Source organism: Actinoplanes sp. NPDC051388, assembly GCF_055586225.1.
In genome coordinates this window covers 12,663-30,162 of record NZ_JBVJIP010000028.1, presented here as the reverse complement: position 1 = coordinate 30,162, position 17,500 = coordinate 12,663, and the positions used below count along the sequence as shown (strand labels likewise).

The following is a 17,500-nucleotide window of genomic DNA, read 5'->3' as shown; positions in this document are numbered from 1 at the left end:
CCGTTGCGTTCGCCGATCAAAGAGTCCGGGCAGGCTTGATCGGTGAAGCATGCTGCTCGGTCGCGCCCGTGGTCTCCACCTCGCTCGGCGTTCGCCGGGTTCCGGTTCCCGCCCTCAGCGATCATGGTGGCGGTGCGCTGGTACCTGCGCTACGGACTGTCCTACCGGGACGTGGAAGAGCTCCTCGCCGAACGTGGCATCGAGGTCGATCACGTCACCGTCTACCGGTGGGTGCAGCGCTTCACTCCTCTGCTGGCCAACGCTGCCCGGTTCGCCCGGCACTCACCCGGCGCTCGCTGGTTCGTCGACGAGACCTACGTGAAGGTCAACGGCGTGTGGCGCTACGTCTACCGGGCCATCGACCAACACGGCCAGGTCATCGACGTCCTACTCACGATCCGCCGGGACGCCCCAGCCGCTCGGCGGTGGCCGGCAGACCGCGAAACAGCTCGATCCCGACGCGTGCCAGCCCGGGATCAAGCCCGGCCGACGCGGTGAACCTCTCCTCGAACTCCGCGGCCCAGGCATCGCACATCACCCGCAGCGGACGGAACGGGTAGCCATCGGTCGGCGCGCTCCACAGCCGCTGCAGGAGAGCTGCGATGACCTCGTCTTGCTCTGATTCCCGTAGCCCATTGGAAGGGTGGTCCCGGGTTGACAGCGTTCCAGCAGCAGCACGCTGGTCGAGTCGAACGCAGCGCTGTCGTGCACGCGAATCGCGCCTTCGCCGGCCCATGCCCGCAGGCCGTCCGCTTCGTCGGTCGCCTCGTCGTGCCGCCACGCGACCTTGAGCACGAGCCTCGACAGTTCGGTCAGTGACAATCCGGCCTGGGCTATTACCGCTTTGCGCTGCTCATTCGAGTGCCCCCCGGCGAGCTCGCGGCGGCCGAGATCCCTCACCGATCAGCGTGATCATCGCGATGAAGTCCGCGACCGCTTTAGCGGCTGGGGTTCAGGTGGGCAGCGGTGGTGGGTGGTCGATCGCCATTCGGACCTCGTGTAGCAAGGTTGCGGCGTTGAAGGGTTTGGCGATGATCGCGATGTCGTCGGACGGTAGTTGGCCGGCGCGTGCTGGGTCCGCGTAGCCGGACATGAGCGCGATCGAGATGCCCGGGTGGTGTACGCGAATGGCGTCGATCATTTCGCGGGCGGTGATGCCGGGCATGACGACATCGGCGAGCACCATATCTAGTTCGAGGTCGGCCTCGCCGACGCGTACGGCGTCGTCGCGGGTTGATGCCTCGGTGACCCGGTATCCGGCGCGAACCAGGATGCGTTTGGAGATTGCCCGTAGCACGTCGTTGTCGTCGACCACGAGGACGTGTTCGCCGGTGTTGGTGGGGCCGGTGGTGACCGCCGCGACAGTCGAGGCGAGCCCTTCAGGCCGCCCGGTTGACGGGAGGTAGATGCTGATGCTGGTGCCCTTGGCGGGTTCGGATTCCAGAGTGATCGTGCCGGCTGCTTCTTTGACGGCCCCATAGACGGTGGCCAGGCCGAGGCCGGTGCCCTTGCCGGGTTCCTTGGTGCTGAAGAACGGTTGGAAGGCTCGTTGCGCTACCTCGTGGCTCATTCCGCATCCCGTGTCGGCGACGGTGAGGCGCACGTATCGGCCTGGCGCCAGATCGGGGTCGCGTAAGGCGATGTCGTGGTCGTCCGCGACGGCGGTGGAAATGGTCAGCCGCCCGCCGTCGGGCATGGCTGCGCGGGCGTTGACGACGACGTTCAGGATGATCTGCTCGAGCCGGCTGCGGTCGATGGTGACAAGGTCGAGGTCCGGTTCGGTCTGCACAACGAACTCGATGTCCGCGCCGAGGGTGCGGCGGAGCAGTCGCTCGGTGTCGGCCACGACTTCACTCACGTCGATGATTTCCGGTTGGGAGGGCTGGAGGCGGCTGAAGATGAGCAGTTGCTGGGTGAGGGCGGCGGCCATCCGGGCGGCGTCGGCGATGCTGCGCACGTCGGCGCGGCTGGGATCGGCGGGATCGAGTGCGTCCAGCAGGAATTCCGCGCTGCCGGTGATCACACCGAGGAGGTTGTTGAAGTCGTGGGCGATGCCGCCGGCGAGTTGTCCGAGGGAGTCGAGGCGTTCCACCTGGTGTAGCTGGCGTTCCAGGCTTTCGCGTTCGAGGCTGGCCAGGGTCTGGGCGGTGATGTCGCGCAGGATTCCTTCGACGGCGATGCTCTGGCCTTGGTCGTCGAGGACGGCGACGGCGCGTTGTTCGATCCATTTGGTGAAACCGTCGGCGTCGCGCCAGCGCATGACGAGGGGATGGGTGGGCGGGGTGCGCCACGACTCCACCATGCGGACCTGATCGTCGGGTTCCGCCATGGCGAAGATGAGTTCCGGAGCGTCGTAGATATCGTCGGCTGGGTGGCCGGTCATCGACACGACCGCGGGACTGATGTATTCCAGCCGGGGATTCGGCCTGAGGCGGTAGCGGAACACGACGTCGTGGACGTGCTCGGCGACCAGTCGGAAGCGTTCCTCGCTGGTTCGCAGGGCGGACTGGGTGCGCCTCTGTTCTCGCCGTTCCCCGGCTTCGCGCAGTTCGCGGGTCACCGCGGGTAACAGTCGGGCGAGGCTGTCCTTGAGCACGAAGTCATGCGCACCGGCTCGCATGAGAGCCACGGCGGTTTCCTCACCGATCTGTCCGGAGACCACGATGAAGGGCACGTCGAGTTGCCGGTCGCGAAGCAGGCGTAATGCCGACGAGGCGTCGAAGGCCGGCATCGTGTTGTCGGAGATCACGATGTCTGGTGGGTGGACGGATAGCGCGGTCGACATCGCCGCGGCGGTTTCCACCCGTTCGAAGTCGAGGTCGATGCCGCCGTTGCGCAGGTTACGGACGACGAGCATGGCGTCATCCTCGTTGTCCTCGATGATCAGTAGCCGCACGGCAATCATGTCGTCAGCCGCCTCTTGGTGGCGGAACCGGTTGGTTGACCAGGAGCCAATACAGGCCGAGGATCCGGACAGCGTCGACGAACTCGCTGAAGACCACCGGTTTGCGCACGTAGCTGTTGGCACCCAGGTTGTAGCTCTCGACGATGTCGCGGTCCTCGCTCGAGGTGCTGAGCACGATCACCGGCAGATACCGCGTCCGGTTGTCCGTTCTGATCCGGCGCAGCACCTCAAGCCCACTGACCTTGGGCAGGTTGATGTCCAGCAGGATCAGCACTGGCTTCGGGGGCTGCAGGCTGTCCGGGTGCATATAGTTCAATGCTTCTTCGCCGTCGGAAGCCACGTCGACCTGGTTGGTGATGTTGTTGGTGCGAAACGCTCGCAGCGTCAGCGCGACGTCGTCGGGGTTGTCGTCGACCAGCAGAATCGTTCCCTCGATCATGTCGTCGCCTCCGGCCCGGCCAGCGTGAAGTAGAAGGTCGCACCGTGTCCCAGCTCGGATTCGGCGCAGACTTGGCCGCCGTGCCGGCGCACGATCCGCTGGACGATCGCAAGGCCGATGCCGTTGCCTTCGAACTCCGCGGCGGGGTGCAGCCGCTGAAAGGCGACGAACAACTTGTCCGCGTACTTCGTGTCGAACCCGGCGCCGTCGTCGCGGACGAAGAACGCCGGCTGACCATGACGGTCGAACTGCCCGAACTCGATGCTCGCGACCGGGAGTTTGGCGGTGTATTTCCAGGCGTTGGCGAGAAGATTCTGCAGCACCATACGCAGCAGCGCTCGATCGCCGAGGGCCGTCAGATTGTCAGCGATTACACTCTTGACGGTGCGGTCGGGGTCGGCCCCTGCCAGGTCGCTCATGATCTCCCGGGCCTGACCGCTCAGATCCACCGGCTCACGCGCGAAATCCGCCCGGGTGGCCCGCGACAGGTTGAGCAGATCGTCGATCATCTGACCCATCCGCTTGACGTTGACCTGCAACCGGGCCAGATAGCCTCGGCCGACGTCGTCGAGCAGGTCGCCGTAGTCGTCGATGATTGCTTGGCTGAACCCGTGCAGGGCGCGCAGCGGGGCGCGCAGATCGTGCGAGACCGAGTATGAGAAGGCGTCCAGCTCACGGGTCGACGCCTCCAACTCGGCGGTGCGCTCGGCGACCCGGGTCTCCAGGCCGGCGTTCAGCTCCCGGACCTGTTCCTCTGCCCGTATCCGGTCGGTGATGTCGGTCGAGATTCCGCACACCGCGTAGGCCTTTCCCGCGGCGTCCAGGACCGGAAACTTCACCGACAGGTACGAGCGGACGCCGTTGTCGAATTCCGCGGTCTCCTCGAACTGCACGGTATGCCCGGCGCGTGCCACCCCGAGGTCGTTTTCTCTGAGTTTGGCGGCAAGCTCGGGCGGGAAGATCTCTTGATCGGTGAGCTTCACCACCTGGTCGCGTCCGGTCTTGATCAGCCGTTCCCATTCCCGATTCACCAAGAGATAGCGGCCGTTGTCGATCCTCTTCATGTAGATCATCGCCGAAACGTTGTCGATCAGCTCCTGGAGCTGATGGTGACTGGCCTGGGCATGCATCTCGGCGTCTCCGCGGCTGCGCTCCGAGGTAACGGTGTCGCGGGAGACGACGGCACCGATCGCGGCGAGGATCAAAACATTGCTGACGGTGACGGCGGCCGCCGTGGCGCGCCACCCGCCCGCAAATTCCGGACCGGCCAAGGCCGCCGTCAGGTCGATGACGACCTGCAAGCACACCGCCGCAGCGAACCAGCGGCGGCTCGACAGTCTCATGGCCCGACGCTCACGCTCGACGCTCCCCGCTTGAGATCCTCTATATCAGCCTATACTACCCCTTTTAGGGTTTGGCCTAAGCCATCTCGTACTTGATCCGTAAGGTCCGACCCACCAGATCACCGAGGGCGAGGACGCCCTCGTGATCGTGGGCCGACCCGTGGACGATTCCGAGGTACGTCAGCGTGCCGTCGCGCCAGTCGAGGCGTTCGCCGACCCGCTTGAAGACCTCGACGAGTTGGATCCCTCGGTGCGCGCTCAGCTCCGCCACACCGTCGAGGCGGGTCAGCACCGCGGCCGACATCGGCGGCGTGATGAAATACTGGAAGGCGTACCTATGGTAGGTGGCCGGCGGTACGTCGGCCGCACGGCCCAGGGCCGCGGCGAGCGTGGCGCGCACCAGGTCGATACCCCGCGCCCGGCTTACGATGTCGGCGACATATCCACCGAGCCGTCCGTTGAGCTCGATGATCCGCGGTCCGTGCGGGGTGAGCTTCACCTCGACGTGGGTGGTCCCATGCTGCACTTTCAGCGCATGAATGCCGGCCTCGGTCAAGGCGAGAACCTGCCGGCGGGCGTCGTCGGCGAGGGTGCACGGGACCACATAGCCGGTTTCGCGCAGCGGATCGGCCAGCGGGAACTTGCCGGTGATCTCGACGTGGCGCACGACGCCGTGCGAGGTCACCGACTCGACCGAGACGTAGTCCCCCCAAGCGGCGCCGGCCACCGTCGGATCGCCCACCAGCATCTCCTCGACCACGAAGTCGCGTCGGGCTGGCCCCGGCTCGGAGACCGCAGGCAGGCGCCTCAGGAAGTCGCCGAGCCGTGCCGCCGCCTCCGCGGCGGTGTCGACCCGGCAGGTGTACGCGCTGGCGGCACCGCTGCGCGGCTTGAGGATCGCCGGTAACCCGACCTCAGCCAAGGCCTCGCCGAGGTCGGCCACGTCGTGGACCACCCGGCATCGGGTCGCCTGCACCCCGGCTTCGGCGAGCATGCGTCGCTGGATGTACTTGTCGGTCAACGCCCGCGCGGTCCCCACACCCAGGTACGGCAGACCACGCCGTTGGGCGAGGTCAGCGGTGACATTGAGCCGGCTTTCGCTGAAGGTCGTGATTCCGTCGAGGTCGAGTCGCTCGACCAAATCGACGAGGTCCATTCCGCCGAGACCGGTGACGTCGCACACGGTGGCGATCTCGCGGAGCTCTCCGATCAGCGCGCGAATGTAGGGCAGCTCACGGTCGCACAGGAAGATGATGTTGGCCAGTCCCCGCGCGGAGGCGAGGATGCTCATCGGGGTGGCCGCACCGAAGTCGAGGACCACGGCCAATCGAGGAATCCGCGACGAGCGACGCTGCGTCGCGGTGTCCGGCGCGGACCCGACAGCCATCGCTACGGCCTGGCCGGCGGGAACGCGAAATACCCCGACCGCTCGAAGAACCGGATGTAGTGATCGAGCAGGTCGGCGTCGACCGCCGGCACCGCAGTCCCCGTGCCGGCGAGCGCGGCCTCGGCGTTGGTCCTGGTAAACCGCGGGAAGTGCGACGCGAAGTACATCTCCTTCAGCACTAAACCGCTGCGCGGGCTACGGTCGGTCCACATCGGCACGAACGGAGCAAACGGGTGGTCGGGGTGTTCCCGGATGAACTGGACCACCCGCTCGACCCAGTCGGCAAACGGCAGATCTTCCAGAGGGTATCCATGGACCCGAAGTCGCTCGGCCATGTCCCGCAGGCCGGCCGGGCGCGGGTTGGCGAGATGATAGGTGTGCGTCACCGCCCTCCGCGACAGTGCGATGCGGACGATCTGCTCGGCCAGCAGGTCAACTGGAACGATATCGAGAGGCAGGTCGATATCCGGGGCGATGCCGCAATCCACGATGACTCTCAACAAGGCGCAAGTGGCGCTTTCCAGGTTCCATGCACCGTTGCGCAGATCGCCGGACGCTTCGTAGGGTCGGTGGATACCCACCGGCAGCCCGGCCCTTCCGACCTGTGCGAGCAGCGCTTCGGCCACCCACTTGGTCTCGGGGTATCCCATGTAGAGATACTCGGGAAAGGCGAGCGGGGTGTACTCGGTGACCGAGCGGACGCCCGCCGCGCCGAACCCGGCCAGCACCGCGATGGTCGACACGAAATGCACCGGCACACCGCGATACCGGCACGCCAGGCGGATGATTTCCTGGGTACCGGCCACCGTCACGGCGGCCAACTGGGCGTACGGATAAGTGAAGTTGACGTAGGCCCCGGCATGAACGATGAGATCCAGGTTGCCGGCCAGCGTGTCGAACTGGTCCGTGTCGAGCCCGAGGAGCGGGTTGCCGAGGTCTCCAACCAGCGGGACCACCCGGTCCGCGGGAAGATCGCCGAGCTCATACCGGGATTGGGTGGCCGCCAAGCGGCGTAAGCCGTGTTCGACATCAACCGCGCGGACCAGGCAATGGATCCTCGCGTCGGTGGTGTTCAGTAGCTCCCGCAGCAGGTATCCCCCGATGAAACCGGTCGCGCCGGTGAGCAGGATTTCATCCACCGTCCCGGCGACGCCGGACACCGCCCGACCGCCGCGGGCCACCGGGATCGGAACGGTGAGCATGCCTTCCCGGTAGAAGTCGACGCGAGGCTCCGCGACCTCATACTGCGCCAGGCCGGCTCTGGCCTCGCGCACGGCTTCGGCGCAGCCGGACAGCGACGGATCCGCCAGGAGCCTGCGGGTCAGAAAACGGCCGGTCTCCGGACCGATCCCAAACATCGTCTGCAGCCGGGCAAACACCTGCGCAGCCAGCAAAGAATTGCCACCCAGCTCGAAGAATGTGTCGTTCAGCCCGACCTGCGTGACGTCCAGCAATTCCATCCACAGCCCAGCCAGCGCCACCTGCTCCGGCGTTGTCGGACGGCGTGCGGACGCTGCCGACTCGCCGGTCGCGCCGGTCGCCCTGTCCGCGCTGGCCAGCCCGGCCCGGTCCGGCTTGCCGCTGTCGGTCAACGAGAAATGATCGAGTGTCACGAACCGGGCGGGGAGCATGTACGCGGGAAGACGCTGGGCGAGAAATCTGCGGAGTTCGGTATGCGTCGGCGCTTCAACACCCGAACGGCACGTGTAGTACCCGACGATCGTGCGGGTGCTCGGGTCCTCGCCGACGGTGGCGACGGCGACGTCGCCGACCATCGGGCAGGTGGCGAACACCGCTTCGATCTCGTCGAGTTCGATCCGATAGTCACGCAACTTGATCATGCGGTCCCGGCGGCCGAGAAACTCGATCGTGCCGTCCGGCAACCACCGGGCAAGGTCGCCGGTGCGGAACAGCGTGGCGCCCGGGCGCAGACCATCCGGGTCGGGAATGAACCGGTCCGCGGTGGATTGGAGATCGTTGACGTATCCGAGGGCTACGCCGTCGCCGCCCACCAGCAGTTCGCCCTCCTCGCCGACGGCCGCCGGCGTTCCGTCGGCGGTCACGATGTGACACGTGGAGTTCGCGATCGGCCGTCCGATCGGGATGCGGCCGGTGCCGGGTGGAACGTCGCTGACCAGGTGCGTGGTGGAGATGGTGGTGTTTTCGGTCGGGCCGTAGGCGTTCAACAGGCTCCCGGGCGGGCCCCGCCGCAACACCTCCCGCACCAGGCTGGGAATGAGAACGTCGGCTCCGGAGATCAAGACTCGCAGGCCGCCGAACATCGCCGGGCGAGACCGTGCGCACTGGTGGAACAGCCCGGCTGACAGCCACAGGACGGTGATCTCCCGCCGACGCAGGAAACTCTCCAACAGAGCGGGATCCAGCAGCGCGTCGCGCTCGATCACGACGAGGTGTGCACCGTTGAGCAGCGCACCCCAGATCTCGAGTGTCGAGGCATCGAACGAGAAGGATCCGGTGTTGGCGATCCGGTCAGTCGCGGCGAATCGGATGTAGTTGGTGCCGATCACCAGGCGTGCCACTCCTCGATGCGGTATGGCTACCGCCTTCGGCCTGCCGGTGGAGCCGGATGTGAACATGATGTAAATCGGGTCGCCGCCACCGACCCGGACCGGCGGCGGCCGCCGATCATCGCCGAACCGGGAATCCGCCACCGCGAACGCCGGGATCCGGTCGAGCAACCCACCGCAGCCGGGCATCGTCACGATCCGACGGATCGCCACCTCGTCGATGAGGACCCGGAGCCGCCCGACCGGATCCGCCCGATCCAGAGGCACATACACCGCTCCGGTCTTGAGAATGCCGAGCATCCCGACCGCCACCTCGAGACACCGCTCGCCGAGCAACCCCACCGGCTCGCCGACAACCACACCGGCCTCGGCCAGGCGGGCAGCCAGCCGATCGGACCACCGGTCAAGCTCACCGTAGGTGATCCACCGTTCCTCGCTCGACAACGCCACCGCGTCTGGGGCGCGGCGAACCTGCGCACGGAACAACTCCACAATCGATTGATCCGCCGGATAACCGGCGGTCGTGTCACTGTGGGCGGCCAAGCATCCGGTGCCCGTATGCATTTCATTGGGCCGCATAGCGCCTCCGCTTCGGCGATCCGCCGACCGCGTGCCCGCGGGTCTCGATCTCGAGCGCTGGTTTACCCGCCACGCCCAACCAGACCAATTGTTACGATCGTAATACGGAGACCGCAAAATGAACGACAGGTGTCGATGATCTGACACGTACTCTTGTCGAGGCCTTCCGTGGGTGCGCACGACGCGCAGACTCCATCGTGGACCCTTCGATGACGACGGGCACGGGCAAGTCCGATGCCAATGACCTGGATCAGCACCCTCTCACCGAGCGGCATCCGCGACAGTGAAGTGCCGCCCCGCCCGCTCGATCAACACCTGCGCCGTGGCGGTCACGTGGCGCCGGCAGGAGATGACCTGGGTTGAGTTTCACCCGTCGTCCAGGAGAGCAACCACGAGCACGGTCCAGCTCGCATCACCCGGGTGGCACCAGAAGGGTTCGAGCGCCAGCCGGGGTGGTCTTGCATAAGCAGGGCCATGACGTGCTTCTCCTGTCGTCGATGAGTGAGCGCCGCGTCATCCGATCACGTTGTATCGGTCAACGGACCCCGGACCTGATGGTGGCGACGCTGAGCCTGCTAGTTGATCAATTTGCTCACCCCTTTCATTGGGATCTCTTGCGGCGCGCTGCTACGTGTTGACACTCACGTAATTCGGTTCTGGCGATGATCTTGTGGTCCGGGGCGTTAGGCGTTGAGCAGGACTCGGCGGCGTAGGAGGTCGAAGCCGGCCCTGCCGTACATCGATCGTTTGATGGTTTTGATTCTGTTCACGGCGCCCTCGACTGGGCCGGAACTCCAGAGCATGGTCAGTCCGGCGGTGACCGCGTCGAGGTCGCGGCGTAGCCCGGTGACCAGGGAGTGCAGGGCGGGCAGGTTGTCGGCCTGCACTCCCTGGATCCAGTCGGGCAGGCGGTCGCCGCGGTGTTTGTTCATGAGGTCGGCGAAGTCACGGACGTGTCCGGCGATGGCCCGCAGCTCGGGGCAGCTCGCGAGGACGTCGGCGAGTTGGGCGTGCTCGTCGGACGTTAGGCGTTGCGGATCGGTCATGATCCAGCGGGTGATGCGACGGGGTTTCGGCGCCGTTGGCCGGGTCGGTCGTGGCGGGGCGGGGGCGGTTGTCCGTAAGGGGTGCAGCCAGCGGCGGATCGTCTGGACGCTGCCGGTGAACCCGAGGGCGGCAAGTTCGGCGTGCAGGACGTTGGCGTTGGTCACGCCGTCGGTGAACCAGGCGGTCAGGTCGTGGGTGTAGCCGTCGAGCAGGCTGGCCCGGTTGACCGCTTTGACGAGCAGTTCGTCGAGGCTGGTGGCGCGGGCGAAGCGACGCACGGTGCCGCGTTCCAGCTCGAGCTGCCGGCCGATCTCGGCCAGCGAGACACCGTCGGTCAGCAGTTGCTGCACCGCGGTGTAGCGATCGCGGGTGCGTACGGCCAGGGACCGTTCGCGGCCGCACACGTCGAGCGACCCGTCCGGCTCTGCTGCTGCAGGGGTTTCGGCTGGTTCGGCATCGCGGGCGGGCTGCGGCCCAGCGGCGGGATCCGGGCTGGTGGCCTGCCTGGGTTCGATGGTCATCGCGGCTCGCACGCAGGCGTGATGCACGGTGACGGTCTTGTCCACGGCTTCGCCCACGTTGTGCCAGATGTGCCACCTGTCCGCGACTTGGATGGCATCTGGTGCACCCGCACGGGCGCCTTCGGAGTAGGCGCTGGCCCGGTCCCGGCAGATGATCTCCGCACCAGGATGTTCTTGAAGTCAGACGGTCAGGGGGTCGGCTTCCCGGCCGGGCAACACGTCAACCGGCCGGTGGGTGTCCATGTCCAGCAGTACGGTGCCGTAGACGTGTCCACGGCGCAGCGCGAAGTCGTCGACGCCGAGCGCGGTGACCGTGCCCGGCTGTGGCAGCGGTGCCGCGCGCAGCAGGTTGAGTAGGGTGTCCCGGCTGACGGGCATGCCCAGATTCCGAGCCAGCCGTGCGCCGGGCCGACCGGCCAGGGCGACCGCGATGGCGGTCAACGCCGCCCTCAATGGTGGGCTGTATCGGGAGTGCGGCCTGGTAAGGCCGGGGAATTGCTCGGCGAACGTGACCCTGGCGCAGCCGGCCTCGCGGCAGGCCAGCCGGCGCACCAGCAGCCGGATCACCACTGGCCGTCCGGCCAGGGCAGTGTCGGCCGGCCGGCGGTGGTAGCGGCCGTGCACCCGGTTCGATTCGATTCCGCAGCCTGGACAAGCCACATGGTCCCGCCCGGATCGGGCTTCGATCACGACCCGGCCGTCAGCCTCGTGGAGTCGGTCGATCGTGACCTCTGCCAGATGCGGCAGCAGCCGCTCAAGATCGCACCGCGGTCAGCTATCACAGTCCACACCGGACCTCGGTCGACACGCCAGGCACGACCGTCACAAGATCATCGCCAGAACCGAATTACGTGAGCGGATCACGGCCCCATACGGGCATTACGTGAGCGCTGACAGCAGCGGATAGTAGACACGCTCGTCGGCCCACACCGTGGTCACGGTGACGATGCCGTTGTCGGTCTTGCCGTAACGGCCCAGCCATTGCCTGCCGACATGCGCTGTTGCGGTGCCGCCCTTACGGTCGCCGGAGTCGTCGATGGCGATCACCCCACGAGCGTGCGGCGCGGTCGCGGGATCATTTACCAGCAGCTCCAGCCGCCGGTTGACCGGATCTCGGTCGACCCGCCACGAAGTCCGGGAAGGAACCATCATGCGTACCAACCGGCGCCGCGCCGCGACCCTCCTGGTAGCGGCTGCCGCCCTCGCCCTGGGCCCGGCCATCGTCTCGTCCGCCCCGGTCGCCGCGGCCCCGGCCTGCCCGGCCGGTACCAACTGGGACGCGGTCCTCAAGGCCTGCGTGCAGAACGGTCCGACGACGGCGACGGCACTTTGATGGTGCGCTGAGGAGCCCGGCGGACTCCGGCCCGGGCCAAGTCACCGCCCCGATCGCAGCACGCTCCATCCGTCAGTGGGGGTGCGGTGCCGACGCTCCAGGCCCGGTCCGGCTCTGGCTCCGGCCTTGTCATGCCCGTGCAGTCGTGCGTCGCTCGTTCGACCCTGTACCTGCCGAATATTGCGTCCGCGCTGGTCGGAGACTTTCTCGGGCCGCGGCAACGATCTTGGTTCGCTGTCCCCCGCGTCCTGCTTGTCCATCGTCGTTGATGACTGCGCGATGATGCCGTCTCATGCTGCTGCGACTGGCGTACATGGGCATCTCCAACGCATTCGCGCTGCTGCGGCTGTTGCCGGGCAGCGACCGGGGCAAGGACACGGAGATCCTCGTGTTGCGCCACCAACTCGCGGTGCTGCACCGCCAGCTCAGCGAGCAGCGCGTCCGGTTCGACCCAGCCGATCGGGCCTGGCTGGCCGCGTTGCTGCACCCGCTTGCCCAGACCCTGTACCGCTCGGAAATGCAGTTCGGGCTACGCGGCCTGCGAGTATTCGTTGATCAGTGAGCCATTTTCATCGTGACGGTGCAGGTCACGGGAGGACGTTGGTCCGATGTGGACATGAGGGCGAGGTCCAGAGCCTCCTGTAGCACCCGCACCTTCCCGGAATTGGGCTGGGGCTGGGCTACCTGTGCCCCATACCGCTCCGCCTGCCTCGGTCGGCTCAACATCTGCCACGTGCGGGCGCACCCACGGTCCCGTGGCGTTCTGGAGCTTCGGGATGCCGAACGGATTGTTGTTCGGGATGGACCCTGGCTGATGACCTGCGTGAAGACGTGCTGCACTGGACGCTCGCCGACATAGAGATCGTTGCGAAAGCCCTGCGGCGTGAGGGGCGAGACGTTGCCCTGAGTGACCGCAAAGCGCTCTTCGAAGTGCTGTTCGATCCGCTCTGCTGCGGCACGGTCACCGTTCAGAGAAAGCTTCAGGTCGGTCACGAAGTCGTGCCGTCCGACGTTGCCGTCGAAGCGGTACAGCGGCTCCTCGCGAGTGACTGCCGCGACCGGCTGAGGCACGGGGCGGCTGGACAGCCGAACCAGCGTCTCGTTCAGCTTGTCCATCGTGCTGTTCAGGGCAGCCACGTCGACGCCCATTTCCTTGTCGTCGGGGAGCAGTGCGACCTCGCTCAACGCCGGCGGTTGGGCAAGACGCCTACCATGTGCGCCGTGATCCTCGCTGCTGATGGCCCGACCTGGACCGACGTAGTAAGCGCGTTGGGACAGGCACTCGGTGCTCTCTTCACCGCTGTTGCCGTCGGAGTGGCACTCTGGATCGCTCACAGGGACGCCCGGCAGCGGCGACAGGATGCCTTTGGACGCGAGTCTTGCTCAAGCGAGACTCGTCCTTCTCAAGGGGGTCAGGCTCATCTCGGGACAGCGACTGGGTGGAAGAGACGACTACTCGGGTCAGTTCCAGATCAGCGGCACGAACTTCGGCGACCGATCGATCATCGACATGACGTTCCAGGCGTGGAACACGACGTCCCTCAGCCAGACGGACAACGGGAAGCCTCACCACGATGCGGTCGAACGTATCTGCCAGCCTGGCACGGCGTTCAACTGCAACTTCGATGTGGGGAAGCTGGCGCTCATCATGGCGTGGCGCGTCCTGTGGACGGACCCCGACGGTCACCGGTGGTCCATCAACGGAGCCTCGCAAGAGCCCGAGATATTCAGGGGCGAAGTGTTGCCGCCTCGCTCGGAGCTATGGCTCGATGCTGACGAGAAGGCGAAGCCGAAGGACTAACGTGGTTCACTGTTTGCGAGGCAAGTGACGATTCCGCCACGATGCAGATCGAGGAAACTTGACCATGCACCGAGAGACCATCGTGGCACTGCTGAACTGCTCAGGCCTCTACGCGAACCGGATACCGACGTCGGCTGATGCCATTACGCCTGCTGCCGCAGGACGCTTGGTGCAGCCGGTGAACAGCTGGGGCGCGCTTTGATCCTGTGAATCGTCGATCCGTTACGGTGCCTGGTCTTCGAGGTCATCGCCCGTGCCCATGCGGCTATGAACGGCTTCTGGGTCAGCATCGCCGGGCCTGCCCAATGCGCGCCGGCCACGCCGTCGGCGGTGCTCGGCCCGCACGGCCACGTATTGCGGCACGCTCGCTCGGCTGGTTCGGCCCCGCCGGGCAGATCATCCGCAACAGTACCGGCCTGGCCGGGCTGATCGGGCTCGGCGGGGCCGGTGAGTCCAGGGATCGCCTACCGGGCCCTCCCCTGGGCGCGCAGCTGGTCGGCCAGCTGTTCGAGTTCGGCCGCCTCCGTCGCGGGTGAAGTGTTGCTGAGCCCGCTGTGTGTCGCCGTCGAACTGCGCAGGAACCGCCGAATGACGGGCACGAGCACTCCGTCAGGCAGAGTCAGCACCGCAGCGAAACCGCGCGGGACCGGCGGCGTCGGCAGGGCGGCCAGGTTCTGCCGCATGCGGCGGATCATGCCGCGGACCGCGTCCGGATCGCCGGCGAGCGCCGCCGGGCCGCCCGCCGCGAGCACCGCCTGCCCGAGGGGCACCACCATTGCGGCGTGCGTCTTGAGCCGGGCATCCATCCGCGGCTCGGCCTTGGCGTTGATCCCGGCGGTGCGGAACATGTGCACGATCCGCTGCAGTCGAGGGCTTTCGTGCCCGCCGGGTTCGCCGATCTGCATCGGGACGCGGCGGATCACGAAGCTGCTCGCGCGGTGGCGCACCACGTCGCCGTCCATCGTGCCGCCGCCGGTGGGGAAGCCGAGCAGCACCCGCTCGTGGCCGATCACCGCGCCCAGCGGCTCGACGCCGGCCGCCCACGCGTGCAGGAACAACACGTCGCCGTCGAGGCCGGCGACCGATTCCAGGACGGGGTCCACCTGATGGGCGCGGACCAGGACGGCGATCAGGTCGTACCCGCCTGCCGGGTCCTCGACCACCGGCACCGGCACCCGCCGGACGACCGGGCTGTCTTCCTCGGCGAGCTGAATGCCGTGCCGGCGCAGGGCGGCCAGGCGCTGGCCCCGGGCGAGGATCGCGACGTTGTGCCCGGCCTCGTGCAGGCGGGCCGCGAGCAGGCTGCCGAGGACCCCGGCGCCGTATACGAGCAGCTTCATGCCTGCACCGGCGCGGGGACGCTCACGGCCGGGTCGGCCGGTGCGTCGTCGAGTTGGTGGCGCAGTTTCTCGCCTTCGATGTCGACGTTGGGCAGGAGCCGGTCCAGCCATGGGGGTAGCCACCAGGCGGCCTTGCCGAGCAGGATCATCACGGCCGGCACGATGGTCATCCGGACGACGAAGGCGTCGAAGAGCACGGCCGCGGAGAGCGCGAAGCCGATCGATTTAATGAGCGGGTCGGGGGCGATGATGAATCCGGCGAAGACGCTGATCATGATCAGCGCGGCGGCGGTGACCACTCGTGCGCTGTGGCCGAAGCCGGTGATCACGGCCTCGCGGGGTGCGGCGCCGTGTACGTGGTCCTCGCGCATCCGAGTGACCAGGAAGACCTGGTAGTCCATGGCCAGGCCGAACACGATGCCGATCACGACGATGGGCAGGGAGCTGACGATCGGCCCGGTCTGCTCGACGCCGAGCAGGCCGGCGCCCCAACCCCATTGGAAGAGGGCCACCAGGGCGCCGAAGGTGGCGGCAAGGCTGAGCAGGAAGCCCAGGGTGGCCTTGATCGGTACCAGCAGCGACCGGAACACCACCATGAGCAGCAGGAACGCCAGACCCACGACCACTGCCAGGTAGGGCAGAAGGGCGTCGGTGAGTTTGGTGGAGACGTCGATGTTGATGGCTGTCAGGCCGGTGACACCGACGCTCGCGCCGGTGATGGTGCCGTCAAGGTGGCGGATGGCGTGTACGAGGTCTTTGGTGGCGGTGTCGCCGGGTCCGCTGGTGGGGATGACGGTGATCATGGCGGTGTCGCCGGCGGGGTTGACGGCGGCGGTGGCCGCCGTGGCGACGTCGGGCAGGGCGCTGATTTTCTGTACGACATGCTCGGCGGTGGCCTTCGCGGCGCCGGCCGGGGTGTCGACCACGACGATGAGTGGCCCGTTGAAGCCGGCGCCGAAGCCGGTGGCCAATAGTTCGTAGGCCTTGCGTTGGGTGGTGTCGGGTGCGGCGGTGGCGTCGTCCTGAATGCCCAGTTGCAGGTCCAGGGCCGGGGTCGCGACGATGCCGAGCGCGGCCACGGCGATCAGCAGTGCGGCGACCGGCCGGCGGGCGATCGCGCGGGCCCAGCGGGTGCCGAAGGTGGTCTTGCCGACCTCGGGGTCGCGGGTGCGCTGAGTGCGGGCGCGTTTGCCGAGGATCCGGCGGCCGGCGAAGCCGAGCATCGCGGGCAGCAGGGTCAGGGCGATGACCACGGCGATGGCCACGGTGAGCGCGGCGGCCAAGCCCATCTGGGTCAGGAACGGCACGCCGACCACGGAGAGCGCGGCCAGCGCGATCACGACGGTCAGCCCGGCGAACACCACCGCTGAGCCGGCGGTGCCGACCGCCCGACCGGCAGCTTCCTCGGGTTCGCGGCCGTCGGCGAGTTCGTGGCGGTAGCGGGAGACGATGAACAGGGCGTAGTCGATGGAGACGGCGAGGCCTAGCATCAGTGCGAGGATCGGCGTGTTCGAGGACAGGTCGATGAAACCGGTAGCGGCGGTGATCAGGCTGATGCCGATACCGATGCCGAACAGCGCGGTCAGCAGCGGCAGGCCAGCAGCCACCAGGGAACCGAACGTGATCACCAGAACCACGGCGGCCACCGCGACACCGATCACCTCGCCGAGCCCCTGCTCGGACTGCGGCTGCAGCGCGTCACCGCCGACCTCGACGCTCAGACCCTTCGTGCTGGCCCGCTCGGCGATGCCGGTGAGCGCGTCGCGGTCGCCGTCGGTCAGCTCCTGCGCGGCCACGCGGTAGGTCGCCTGGGCGAAGCCGACGGTCCCCGCCTGGTTCACGGCGCCGGACTGGAACGGGTCGTTCACCGAAGCCACCTGCGGTGCTTGGCGCAACTCGGCGACGACCTGCTCGACGGTCGCCTTCGTGGCCGCGCTGGTGAGCTGCTGTCCGGCCGGCGCGGCGAACACGACCCGGGCGGTGGCGCCGTCCGCGGAGGCCTGCGGGAACCGTTCCTGCAACAGGTCGATCGCCTGCTGCGAGGGCGTGCCGGGAATCCGGGCCGCGTCGGACGTCGGACCGGACAACGTCGCGGCACCGGTCACCGAGACCGCGAGCATCGCCAGCCACAGCCCGACGATCAGCCATCGCCGACGGAACGCGAACCAGCCAAGCCGGTACAGAAACGATGCCATCTCGGGTCTCCTCCAGAAGATTTGATTCTCCGCAAACTAGCCGGTCGTGCAGTCAGCGCTGCACGATCGTGAGGTAGCTTAC

General features: G+C 67.2%; 15 protein-coding genes and 1 pseudogene. 4 read left to right on the top strand and 12 right to left on the bottom strand.

Translation table 11 applies throughout. From position 1 onward, the window contains the following. Positions 1–42: 42 nt before the first annotated feature. Positions 43–429, top strand: a pseudogene (locus tag ACZ6TI_RS44150) (IS6 family transposase); the annotation flags it as partial. 105 nt (positions 430–534) lie between these two features. Here ACZ6TI_RS44150 and ACZ6TI_RS44145 read toward each other — a convergent pair. From ACZ6TI_RS44145 to ACZ6TI_RS44105, 9 genes are all read right to left on the bottom strand, one after another. Next, positions 535–900: a hypothetical protein gene (locus tag ACZ6TI_RS44145; RefSeq protein WP_465351280.1), complete on the bottom strand. Its 366-nt coding sequence runs from the start codon at positions 898–900 to the stop codon at positions 535–537. Between the two features lie 52 nt (positions 901–952). Further along, entirely contained in the window at positions 953–2,905 is a 1,953-nt protein-coding gene (locus ACZ6TI_RS44140; protein ID WP_465351279.1) for a hybrid sensor histidine kinase/response regulator, read from the bottom strand. Positions 2,906–2,909: 4 nt separating this feature from the next. Continuing rightward, positions 2,910–3,344, bottom strand: a complete 435-nt coding sequence (locus ACZ6TI_RS44135) for a response regulator (protein WP_465351278.1) — start codon at positions 3,342–3,344, stop codon at positions 2,910–2,912. Then, a complete protein-coding gene (locus ACZ6TI_RS44130; RefSeq protein WP_465351277.1) occupies positions 3,341–4,687 on the bottom strand; it encodes a sensor histidine kinase in 1,347 nt (448 codons plus the stop codon). The genes ACZ6TI_RS44135 and ACZ6TI_RS44130 overlap by 4 nt, the downstream gene beginning before the upstream one ends. Positions 4,688–4,763: 76 nt before the next feature. Continuing rightward, positions 4,764–5,978 (bottom strand): ATP-grasp domain-containing protein, encoded by a 1,215-nt coding sequence (locus ACZ6TI_RS44125; protein ID WP_465351276.1) that lies wholly within the window; start codon positions 5,976–5,978, stop codon positions 4,764–4,766. Between the two features lie 98 nt (positions 5,979–6,076). After that, a complete protein-coding gene (locus ACZ6TI_RS44120) occupies positions 6,077–9,181 on the bottom strand; it encodes an amino acid adenylation domain-containing protein (RefSeq protein ID WP_465351275.1) in 3,105 nt (1,034 codons plus the stop codon). Between the two features lie 683 nt (positions 9,182–9,864). Continuing rightward, positions 9,865–10,749, bottom strand: coding sequence for an ISL3 family transposase (locus tag ACZ6TI_RS44115; protein WP_465351344.1), 885 nt, complete (start codon positions 10,747–10,749; stop codon positions 9,865–9,867). A gap of 180 nt (positions 10,750–10,929) precedes the next feature. Beyond that, on the bottom strand, positions 10,930–11,409 hold the full coding sequence (locus tag ACZ6TI_RS44110) for a transposase family protein (protein WP_465351343.1): 480 nt from the start codon (positions 11,407–11,409) through the stop codon (positions 10,930–10,932). Positions 11,410–11,628: 219 nt separating this feature from the next. Then, positions 11,629–11,898, bottom strand: a complete 270-nt coding sequence (locus tag ACZ6TI_RS44105; RefSeq protein ID WP_465351342.1) for a transposase — start codon at positions 11,896–11,898, stop codon at positions 11,629–11,631. Position 11,899: 1 nt separating this feature from the next. Between ACZ6TI_RS44105 and ACZ6TI_RS44100 the strand changes: the two genes are divergently transcribed. Both ACZ6TI_RS44100 and ACZ6TI_RS44095 read left to right on the top strand, forming a co-directional pair. Further along, complete coding sequence (locus tag ACZ6TI_RS44100) at positions 11,900–12,082, top strand: hypothetical protein (RefSeq protein ID WP_465351274.1); 183 nt, start codon at positions 11,900–11,902, stop codon at positions 12,080–12,082. Positions 12,083–12,374: 292 nt separating this feature from the next. Continuing rightward, positions 12,375–12,644 carry a hypothetical protein gene (locus ACZ6TI_RS44095; protein ID WP_465351273.1) on the top strand — a complete coding sequence of 90 codons (270 nt, stop codon included), beginning with the start codon at positions 12,375–12,377 and terminating at the stop codon, positions 12,642–12,644. On the opposite strand, the gene ACZ6TI_RS44090 is transcribed toward ACZ6TI_RS44095, so the two are convergent. Further along, entirely contained in the window at positions 12,638–13,267 is a 630-nt protein-coding gene (locus ACZ6TI_RS44090; RefSeq protein ID WP_465351272.1) for a hypothetical protein, read from the bottom strand. The two genes, ACZ6TI_RS44095 and ACZ6TI_RS44090, sit on opposite strands and share 7 nt — an antisense overlap. 100 nt (positions 13,268–13,367) lie before the next feature. Between ACZ6TI_RS44090 and ACZ6TI_RS44085 the strand changes: the two genes are divergently transcribed. After that, on the top strand, positions 13,368–13,883 hold the full coding sequence (locus tag ACZ6TI_RS44085) for a hypothetical protein (protein WP_465351271.1): 516 nt from the start codon (positions 13,368–13,370) through the stop codon (positions 13,881–13,883). 464 nt (positions 13,884–14,347) lie between these two features. On the opposite strand, the gene ACZ6TI_RS44080 is transcribed toward ACZ6TI_RS44085, so the two are convergent. Next, positions 14,348–15,223: a ketopantoate reductase family protein gene (locus tag ACZ6TI_RS44080; RefSeq protein ID WP_465351270.1), complete on the bottom strand. Its 876-nt coding sequence runs from the start codon at positions 15,221–15,223 to the stop codon at positions 14,348–14,350. After that, positions 15,220–17,418 (bottom strand): MMPL family transporter, encoded by a 2,199-nt coding sequence (locus ACZ6TI_RS44075; protein WP_465351269.1) that lies wholly within the window; start codon positions 17,416–17,418, stop codon positions 15,220–15,222. The genes ACZ6TI_RS44080 and ACZ6TI_RS44075 overlap by 4 nt, the downstream gene beginning before the upstream one ends. Positions 17,419–17,500 lie beyond the last annotated feature (82 nt).

What these genes read in the sequence shown, in the direction of transcription:
- ACZ6TI_RS44125 (WP_465351276.1), bottom strand. Translation starts at nt 5,978, where the DNA reads ATGAGCATCCTCGCCTCCGCGCGGGGACTGGCCAACATCATCTTCCTG.
- ACZ6TI_RS44100 (WP_465351274.1), top strand. Translation starts at nt 11,900, where the DNA reads ATGCGTACCAACCGGCGCCGCGCCGCGACCCTCCTGGTAGCGGCTGCC.
- ACZ6TI_RS44120 (WP_465351275.1), bottom strand. Translation starts at nt 9,181, where the DNA reads ATGCGGCCCAATGAAATGCATACGGGCACCGGATGCTTGGCCGCCCAC.
- ACZ6TI_RS44135 (WP_465351278.1), bottom strand. Translation starts at nt 3,344, where the DNA reads ATGATCGAGGGAACGATTCTGCTGGTCGACGACAACCCCGACGACGTC.
- ACZ6TI_RS44115 (WP_465351344.1), bottom strand. Translation starts at nt 10,749, where the DNA reads ATGACCATCGAACCCAGGCAGGCCACCAGCCCGGATCCCGCCGCTGGG.
- ACZ6TI_RS44140 (WP_465351279.1), bottom strand. Translation starts at nt 2,905, where the DNA reads ATGATTGCCGTGCGGCTACTGATCATCGAGGACAACGAGGATGACGCC.
- ACZ6TI_RS44095 (WP_465351273.1), top strand. Translation starts at nt 12,375, where the DNA reads ATGCTGCTGCGACTGGCGTACATGGGCATCTCCAACGCATTCGCGCTG.
- ACZ6TI_RS44130 (WP_465351277.1), bottom strand. Translation starts at nt 4,687, where the DNA reads ATGAGACTGTCGAGCCGCCGCTGGTTCGCTGCGGCGGTGTGCTTGCAG.
- ACZ6TI_RS44080 (WP_465351270.1), bottom strand. Translation starts at nt 15,223, where the DNA reads ATGAAGCTGCTCGTATACGGCGCCGGGGTCCTCGGCAGCCTGCTCGCG.
- ACZ6TI_RS44105 (WP_465351342.1), bottom strand. Translation starts at nt 11,898, where the DNA reads ATGGTTCCTTCCCGGACTTCGTGGCGGGTCGACCGAGATCCGGTCAAC.
- ACZ6TI_RS44075 (WP_465351269.1), bottom strand. Translation starts at nt 17,418, where the DNA reads ATGGCATCGTTTCTGTACCGGCTTGGCTGGTTCGCGTTCCGTCGGCGA.